The organism is Microbacterium sp., from assembly GCF_030149085.1.
GTDB lineage: Bacteria > Actinomycetota > Actinomycetes > Actinomycetales > Microbacteriaceae > Microbacterium.
In genome coordinates this window covers 1-7808 of the sequence record NZ_JASBSF010000025.1, presented here as the reverse complement: position 1 = coordinate 7808, position 7808 = coordinate 1, and the positions used below count along the sequence as shown (strand labels likewise).

General features: G+C 67.0%; 9 protein-coding genes. 5 read left to right on the top strand and 4 right to left on the bottom strand.

Annotated features, from left to right (window positions below):
- Positions 1-672, top strand: a 672-nt coding sequence (locus Q1V87_RS00935) for an LLM class flavin-dependent oxidoreductase (RefSeq protein ID WP_300590461.1), incomplete at its 5' end; no start/stop codon positions are given.
- Between the two features lie 145 nt (positions 673-817).
- Here the strand turns inward: Q1V87_RS00935 and Q1V87_RS00930 are convergent.
- The 3 genes from Q1V87_RS00930 to Q1V87_RS00920 all read right to left on the bottom strand — a co-directional run bounded on the left by Q1V87_RS00930 (position 818) and on the right by Q1V87_RS00920 (position 4306).
- Complete coding sequence (locus Q1V87_RS00930) at positions 818-1843, bottom strand: methionine synthase (RefSeq protein ID WP_300590460.1); 1026 nt, start codon at positions 1841-1843, stop codon at positions 818-820.
- Complete coding sequence (locus Q1V87_RS00925; RefSeq protein ID WP_300590464.1) at positions 1840-2859, bottom strand: DUF1852 domain-containing protein; 1020 nt, start codon at positions 2857-2859, stop codon at positions 1840-1842. The genes Q1V87_RS00930 and Q1V87_RS00925 overlap by 4 nt, the downstream gene beginning before the upstream one ends.
- Positions 2860-3043: 184 nt before the next feature.
- Positions 3044-4306, bottom strand: coding sequence for an alpha-hydroxy acid oxidase (locus tag Q1V87_RS00920; RefSeq protein ID WP_300590463.1), 1263 nt, complete (start codon positions 4304-4306; stop codon positions 3044-3046).
- Positions 4307-4573: 267 nt separating this feature from the next.
- On the opposite strand from Q1V87_RS00920, the gene Q1V87_RS00915 reads away from it, so the two are divergent.
- From Q1V87_RS00915 to Q1V87_RS00900, 4 genes are all read left to right on the top strand, one after another.
- Positions 4574-5611, top strand: a complete 1038-nt coding sequence (locus tag Q1V87_RS00915; protein ID WP_300590459.1) for an FUSC family protein — start codon at positions 4574-4576, stop codon at positions 5609-5611.
- A 26-nt stretch (positions 5612-5637) separates the two neighbouring features.
- Positions 5638-6966 (top strand): nitrate/nitrite transporter, encoded by a 1329-nt coding sequence (locus tag Q1V87_RS00910; RefSeq protein WP_300590458.1) that lies wholly within the window; start codon positions 5638-5640, stop codon positions 6964-6966.
- 61 nt (positions 6967-7027) lie between these two features.
- Entirely contained in the window at positions 7028-7252 is a 225-nt protein-coding gene (locus Q1V87_RS00905) for a three-helix bundle dimerization domain-containing protein (RefSeq protein ID WP_300590457.1), read from the top strand.
- Positions 7253-7289: 37 nt separating this feature from the next.
- Positions 7290-7694 carry an HsmA family protein gene (locus tag Q1V87_RS00900; protein ID WP_300590456.1) on the top strand — a complete coding sequence of 135 codons (405 nt, stop codon included), beginning with the start codon at positions 7290-7292 and terminating at the stop codon, positions 7692-7694.
- Positions 7695-7697: 3 nt separating this feature from the next.
- Here Q1V87_RS00900 and Q1V87_RS00895 read toward each other — a convergent pair.
- On the bottom strand, positions 7698-7808 hold a 111-nt coding region (locus tag Q1V87_RS00895; RefSeq protein ID WP_300590462.1), incomplete at its 5' end, for a heavy metal-binding domain-containing protein.

Here is a 7808-nt window from a genome sequence, read left to right as displayed (position 1 = left end):
TACGCGACCCTCGGGTTCCTTGCCGCGCACACGCAGACCGCGATGCTGCACGTCTTGGTCACGGGCGTCATCTATCGGCATCCGGCCCTGCTCGCCAAGCAGGTGAGCACCCTCAACGTGCTCTCGGGTGGCCGCGTCGGGCTCGGCATCGGCGCCGGCTGGAACGAGCAGGAGTGCGTCGGCCTCGGATTCCCGTTCTCACCGGTCGCGCAGCGTTTCCGCGAGCTGGAAGAGACGATCCAGATCTGCCGGCAGATGTGGTCGGAGTCCGAAGAGCCCTACGACGGGGCGATCTGGCAGCTCGGACGCACGCTGAACTCGCCGCAGAACGTCACGAAGCCGATGCTCATGATCGGCGGTGGGGGCGAGAAGAAAACCCTCAAGCTCGTCGCTCAGTACGCCGATGCCTGCAACCTGAGCGCCCTGGCTGGCGTGCCCACCGGGAAGCTCGACGTGCTGCGGGCGCACTGCGACGATGTCGGGCGCGACTACGACACCGTCGAGAAGACGGCAATGATCGGCGTGAATCCCGAATCCACGGTGGACGGCGTCGCCGGCCAGGTGCGGGCGCTGGGGGAGGCGGGCTTCACGACGACGTACGTCTTCTCTGTCGGCATCCGTCAGCCCGAGAAGGTCGTCGATCTGATAGCCGGGGTCGCCGCGCGGGTGTAGTGGGCCGAGTCCACCGCACGCCCACCGCACGAAGGTAGGTGTTCTCGCCGAGGTAGGACCTTTCTGGTGCACATCGTCCTGCCTCGGCGATTTCTCCTACGTCGCTGTGTGCCGAAGACGGATGCCGGAGCTCGGATGCCGGAGTTCAGCCGCCGAGTTCGGAACGAACGATCGCCGCGCCCGCGGTGAGGGCGGCGAGCTTTCCGCGCGCGACTCCGCGGGGCAGGGGAGCCATGCCGCAGTTCGTGGCGGGGTAGAGGTTCTCGGCATCCACGAACTGCAGCGCCCGCCGCAGCGTCTCGGCGACCTCCTCGGGGGTCTCCACCGTCGAGCTGGCGACATCGATCGCGCCCACCATCACCTTCTTGCCGCGGATGAGTTCCATGAGGTCCATCGGCACGTGGGAGTGGTGGCACTCGAGCGAAACGATGTCGATGCTCGATTCGCGGATGCGCGGGAAGATCCGCTCGTACTGGCGCCACTCCGACCCGAGGGATGCCTTCCAGTCGGTGTTGGCCTTGATGCCGTAGCCGTAACAGACATGCACCGCGGTCTCGCAGGTCAGCCCTTCTGCCGCGCGCTCGAGCGCCGCGATTCCCCAGTCGTTCACGTCGTCGAAGAAGACGTTGAACGCCGGCTCGTCGAACTGGACGATGTCGACGCCGGCCGCGGCGAGTTCTTTCGCTTCTTGGTTGAGGATGCCGGCGAACTCCCATGCGAGCTCTTCGCGGCTGCCGTAGTGGGCGTCGTAGAGCGTGTCGATCATCGTCATGGGGCCGGGCAGCGCCCACTTGAGGGGTCGGTTGGTGTGGGCACGCACGAACTCGGCATCCTCGACGAACACCGGCGCTTTGCGCGCGACGGGGCCGGCGACCGTCGGGACCGACGCGTCGTAACGGTCGCGGATGCGCACCGTCTCGCGGCGCTCGAAGTCGACGCCCGCGAGATGTTCGATGAAGGTCGTCACGAAGTGCTGGCGGCTCTGCTCGCCGTCGCTGACGATGTCGATCCCCGCGTGCTGTTGATCCGAGAGCGCCAGAAGCAGGGCGTCCCGCTTGCCCTCGGCGAGGATGCCGTCATCCAGCTTCCAGGGAGACCAGAGCGTCTCGGGCTCGGCGAGCCACGCGGGCTTGGGGAGGCTTCCGGCGGTGGAGGTGGGAAGGAGCGTCATGCCTGGGCCCCCTCCAGCTCGCGGTCGGAGAACTGCGCCGACCACAGCTCCAGCGTCTCGCGGTGCGGCTCGACGAAGTGTTCGCCGGCGAAACGGCCCTGCTCGACGGCCAGGCGGCTGCGCTCCTCGCGGTCGTAGTCGATGCGCGTCAGCGAGTAGTCGGGCTGGCTCAGGCTGGGCTGGAACCGCGCGGGTGCAGCGGAGTTGGCGTTGTAGATCTCGGGACGGTAGATCTTCTGGAATGTCTCCATGGTTGCGATCGTGGAGATCAGTTCAAGGTTCGTGTAGTCGGCGAGCAGATCACCGACGTGGTAAAAGGCCAGCGGCGCGGCGCTGCGCGGCGGCATGAAGTAGCGGACCTTCATCCCCATCTTCGCGAAGTAGTCATCGGTCAGGGAGTACTCGTTCTGGCGGTACTCGATCCCAAGAACCGGATGCCGCGTGTCGGTGCGCTGGTAGGTCTTGGTGCTCGAGACGCTCAGGCAGATGACGGGAGCCTTCGCGAAGTGCCGCGTGTAGGCATCCGACGCAACGAAGCTGCGGAACAGGTTCCCGTGTAGCACCCCGAAGTCGTCGGGAACGCTGAACCCGGATCCGCCGGCGTTGTGCGCGGGGAGCACGACACTGAAGTCATAGTCGCGCACGTACGACGAGAAATTGTTCCCGACGATGCCCGGGATGCGGGTTCCCGAACGGTGGTCGACGATCGTCGTCTCCAGAACCTCGATGATCGGGAATCGCTCGCCGTCGCCACCCTCGTCGAGGTCGATCGAGACCGAGACGATGTCGAGATCGAGTGAGTAGCGATCTGCCGTTTCGTTGTCGTCGGCGGCAAGCTCATTGAACCGGTTGTTGATCATCCGGATCGCGTTGCGGAGGTTCTCCCTGCGGTTCTCGCCGCGCGCGAGGTTCGCGAAGTTGGTGGTGATGCGCGTGTTGTCGAGAGGGTGGTAGTCCTCGTCGAATCGGACACGCTCGAGGGTGAAGACAGGGACGGGCGGAGACGTCAGACGCATGACAGGCCGTTCGAGTTCGGGCGAGCCAGGGCGGCCCGCTGAGTTGTCAGGGAGCCGCAGCGCGTGCCCGATGGCGTGCTCGGGCGCGAGGCTTCGCGTCATGCTGCGATGTGTTCGAGCATCTCGGCTTCGCGCCCGACGTGCAACTCGCCGCGTAACACAGTGACGGATTGGTGAGCGGTGGTCAGGTGTCGAGGGGAACGGATGCCGCGCCCCCGCCCACCGGAACCAGACGCGTCAACTGTGTGACGTGGCGCGGCTCGAGTTCGGCAAGGCTTGACACGCCGAGCAGGCGCATCGTGCGCTCGATCTCGGCGCGCAGGATCTCGATCGTGCGGTCCACGCCCTGTCGTCCGCCCGCCATGAGGCCGTACAGGTACGCACGACCGATGAGCGTGAACGTGGCGCCGAGGGCCACGGATGCCACGATGTCGGCACCGTTCATGATTCCGGTGTCGATCATGACCGTGGCATCCTTGCCGACTTCGCGCACGACCTTCGGCAGCAGGTGGAAGGGGATGGGTGCGCGGTCAAGCTGCCGCCCACCGTGGTTCGAGAGGATGATGCCGTCGACACCGTGGTCGATCAGGCGCACCGAGTCGGCGACGTTTTGCACACCCTTGATGACGATCTTTCCGGGCCACAGATCACGGATGACGGCGAGATCCTCGTAGCTGATCGTGGGGTCCATGGCGGCATCCAGCAGCTCACCAACGGTGCCGCCGGTCGACGAGAGCGAGGCGAACTCGAGCTTCGGAGTCGTGAGGAAGTCGTACCACCACCAGGGCCGGGGAATCGCGTTGACGATCGTGCCGAGGGTGAGCTGCGGCGGGATCGAGAAGCCGTTGCGCTTGTCGCGCAGGCGTGCGCCCGCGACCGGGGTGTCGACGGTGAACATGAGGGTGTCGAAGCCGGATGCCGCAGCTCGCCGAGCCAGCGCATAAGAGATCTCGCGATCGCGCATGACGTACAGCTGGAACCAGTTGCGCCCGCCGGGGTTGGCGGCCTTCACCTCCTCGATCGATGTCGTGCCGAGGGTCGAGAGAGTGAAGGGGATGCCCGCGGCTCCCGCAGCCGAGGCGCCAGCGATCTCGCCTTCGGTCTGCATGAGTCGCGTGAAGCCGGTCGGCGCGATTCCGAAGGGGAGCGCCGAGGGGCCGCCGAGGATCTCGACGGAGGTGTCGAGGTCAGGCGCGGGGGTCAGGATGTCGGGGTGGAACTCGATGTCCTCGAATGCGCGGCGGGCGCGCGAGAGCGACAGCTCGCCCTCCGCTGCACCATCGGTGTAGTCGAACGCGGCCTTCGGGGTGCGGCGCTTGGCGATCGTGCGCAGGTCGGCGATCGTCAGCGCGGACTGCAGGCGTCGCTTGCGTCCGTCGAACTCGGGCTTCTTGAACTTCATCAGTTCGAACAGCTCGGCAGGCTGGGGAAGCTGACGTTTCACCATGATGGTGTCCTTCCGTGTCATCGGATGCCCGAGGGCTGTGTGTCCTGACCACACGGTATCGCAGGTCGTCGAGGCTCCCGTCGATGAGTGCAGCAGCTCGCGGTAGATATCGGACGCGCAGCGGTGGAGCCGCTCCTCGAGCAGGATGGCGAGCATTCGCGACCCCGTCAGGTGAGGTTCACCCCCGAGCTCATCATCCGGGAATCCAGTCGTGCGACCCTGAGAATCTGAGCCGCATCGCGGGCATGCTCCCCTAACGTGGGCCGCATGAGCATGTCAGTCGCCCTTCGCACCGCCCAGCGCTCGTCGTTGCTCCAGGTCGTCAAGTCCGCCGTCGCCACCGTGCTCGCGTGGTTCCTCGCCGGGTGGCTCATCCCTGCTCAGCCCCCGGTTTTCGCCGCGATCGCCGCGCTCCTGGTCGTCCAGCCGAGCCTGAACCAGTCGTTCGGGAAGGCGCTCGAGCGCAGTGTCGGGGTCATCGTCGGTGTCGTGGTCGCCTCGGCCCTCGGCATCCTGCTCGGGACCTCCACCTGGGTCGTTGCGGTCGCCGTGGTCGTGGCGCTCGTGCTCTCGTGGGTCCTGCGGATGACGCCCGGCACCGGAAACCAGGTAGCCATCAGCGCGCTCCTCGTGCTCGCCCTGGGAACGGCAACACCCAACTACGCGCTCGATCGCATCGTCGAGACGGTCATCGGCGCCGCGATCGGTTTCGTCGTCAACGTCCTCATCGTTCCGCCGCTCCCGGTCGAGCCGGCCCGCCGCGCCGTGCGCGCGCTCGCCGATGACCTCGCCGGAACCCTCGACCGCCTCGCCGATGCCCTGCAGCACTCGCAGAGTCGGGCGCAGCGGGACGATCTTCTCGCGCGGGCGCGAGCGACGCGAGCGAGCCGGGATGCCGCGGATGCCGCGATCGCCGCGGCGCGAGACTCGCTGACCCTCAACCCTCGCGCGCCGCGCCATCGGGCCGAGCTCGCTGCTCTCGACACTCTCGTCACGACGTTCACGCCGATCGTGACGCAGGCCATCGGGATGACCCGCGCGTTCCACGAGCGCTACGACGACACCCTCACGGGCGAGCCCGCAATCGGCGCGATCGCGGAACAACTGCGCCGAGCGGCACACGATGTGCGGTTCGCCCCCGACCGGGGCGCTGCTCCTCCGACCGCTGGCGTGATCGAACCCGCCGCGCTGACGAGGCCCCTCGCGGTGACCGCTCCGGCGTCGGATCACTGGATCCTCGTGGGCTCGATGATGGTCGACCTTCTTCGCATCCATCACGCGCTCGTCGGGATCGAGACCGAGTGAGGCCGCCGGAGTACTAGCGTTATGAGGTGACCTCGGCTCGCCGCCCCCTCGCCGGAGGGCCGAGCTGGCGAGCGTGGCTGATCTGGTCGGTTGCCGTTGCCGGATACGTTCTGGCCGTCACCAACCGCAGTTCTCTCAGCGCTGTCGGTGTAGACGCCGCCGATCGCTTTGGCGCCGACGCGTCGACGCTGTCGCTGTTCGCCGTCATCCAGCTCGGGGTGTATGGCGGCATGCAGATCCCGGTGGGAGTGCTGCTCGATCGCTTCGGATCGCGCCCGGTCATGACCGTCGGCATGGTGCTCATGGCGGTCGGTCAACTCGTGATGGCGATCTCTCCGAGCGTCGGTATCGCCCTTGTCGCCCGTGTTCTGCTGGGTGCGGGCGATGCGGCAATCTTCCCCGGCGTCATCCGCCTCATCGCCACCTGGTTTCCCGCGCAACGCGCACCGGTCATGGTGCAGCTAACCGGCATCGTCGGTCAGGCCGGGCAGTTGGTGGCGGTGATTCCCCTGGCGGCCCTGCTGCACGCCACGTCGTGGACGATCACGTTCGGGTCGATCGCGGGGCTCGGGCTCGTGTTCACCATCCTCATCGCTCTGGTCGTGCGCAACCATCCGCCCGAACTGGAGCGGGATGTCTCGATCAACACCGACACGGGTGCAATCCGGGTCGTCACCTCGACCGTGGACACGGGGGTCGGCATCCGTGCCGCGTGGGCGCACCCCGGTACCCGGCTCGCATTCTGGTCACACTTCACGACCCCCTTCGCGGGCACCGCGTTCGTGCTGCTGTGGGGCATGCCGTTCCTCACTGTCGGCGAGGGGCGCACGGTCGCCGAAGCCGCCGGCATCCTGTCGACGTATGTCGTGGTCGGGATGGCGCTCGGCCCGATCATGGGCGGGCTGTCGCAGCGGCTGCCTCAGCACCGCTCTCGTGCTCTCGTGCTGCCGTCGGTTGCCGCGCAAGCTGTTGCGTGGGCGGTCGTCATCGCCTTTCCCGGGCCCGCGCCGCTGTGGCTGCTGTTCGCGCTCGCCATCGCTCTCGCGCTGGGAGGCCCCGCGTCGATGATCGCGTTCGATCACGCCCGCACCCACAACCCCGCACAGCGCTTGAGTACGGCGACCGGGGTCACCAACGCGGGCGGGTTTCTCGCCGCGCTCATCGCTGTCTACCTCATCGGTCTCGCGCTCGACATACAGGGCGCGGGGACGCCCGACACGTACACGCTGCATGCTTTCCGCATCGCGTTCCTCACGCAGTTCCCGCTGTGGGCGGTGGGGACCTTCTTCATCGTGCGTGAGCGCCGTCGCACCCTCATCCGCCTCGGGCTCGTGACCCCCCGAACTCCGGGCTGAACAGGGCGTTCTCACTGAGGCAAGGGTGGAAATTCGACGCGAGCGCGCGCATCCTAGACGCGTGAGCGCGACGAACCCCCGCGATGAGTACGAGGCGCTGAACCACGCCGTGGACCGTCTCGTGCGACGCATCCCCTGGGCCGACGAGGCGGGCGTCAGACTCATGGTGGCCGAGGAGGTGGCGGCTCTCGGTGATGCGCGGCTCCGGCACTTCATCCCCGCGATGGTGGAGGCTCGGGTGCTCCGGCGGCTCCGTGCGCCCGGGCCGTTGGATATCGCCGTCTGAGCTTTCAGTGTTACTGAAGGTTTGCTAGCATCACGTCATGCTTGTTGCAGCCATCGTCATCATCACGCTTGCCCTGGTCTTCTACTCCATCGGCGTCTGGGCAGAACGAATCCAGCGCACCCTGACGTGGTGGCACGCCGCGTTCTTCGCAGGAGGCCTCGCCGCCGACACCACGGGGACCCTGCTCATGTCCCAGATCGCCGCAAGCCGTCGAGCGGATGGGGTGGCCGCAGGCGGTCTGGATCAGTTAATGGCGATAACCGGGCTCGCCGCCATCATCCTCATGGCGATCCATCTCGTGTGGGCCGTGATCGTGCTGATCCGAAACCGCGCGAACGAAAAAGCCGTGTTCCACCGGTTCAGCATCGTCGTGTGGGCCATTTGGCTCGTGCCGTACGTGCTGGGCGCGGCCGGGGCGATGATCGGCGGCTCAGCGTCCTGACACTCAGGAAATGGTGACGGCGGTGCCGTAGGCGCACACCTCGACACCGCCGCTGTCGCCATAGTCGTTGGTCTCGAACCGGAAGGCGACGACGGCGTTCGCGCCCTTGCCCTC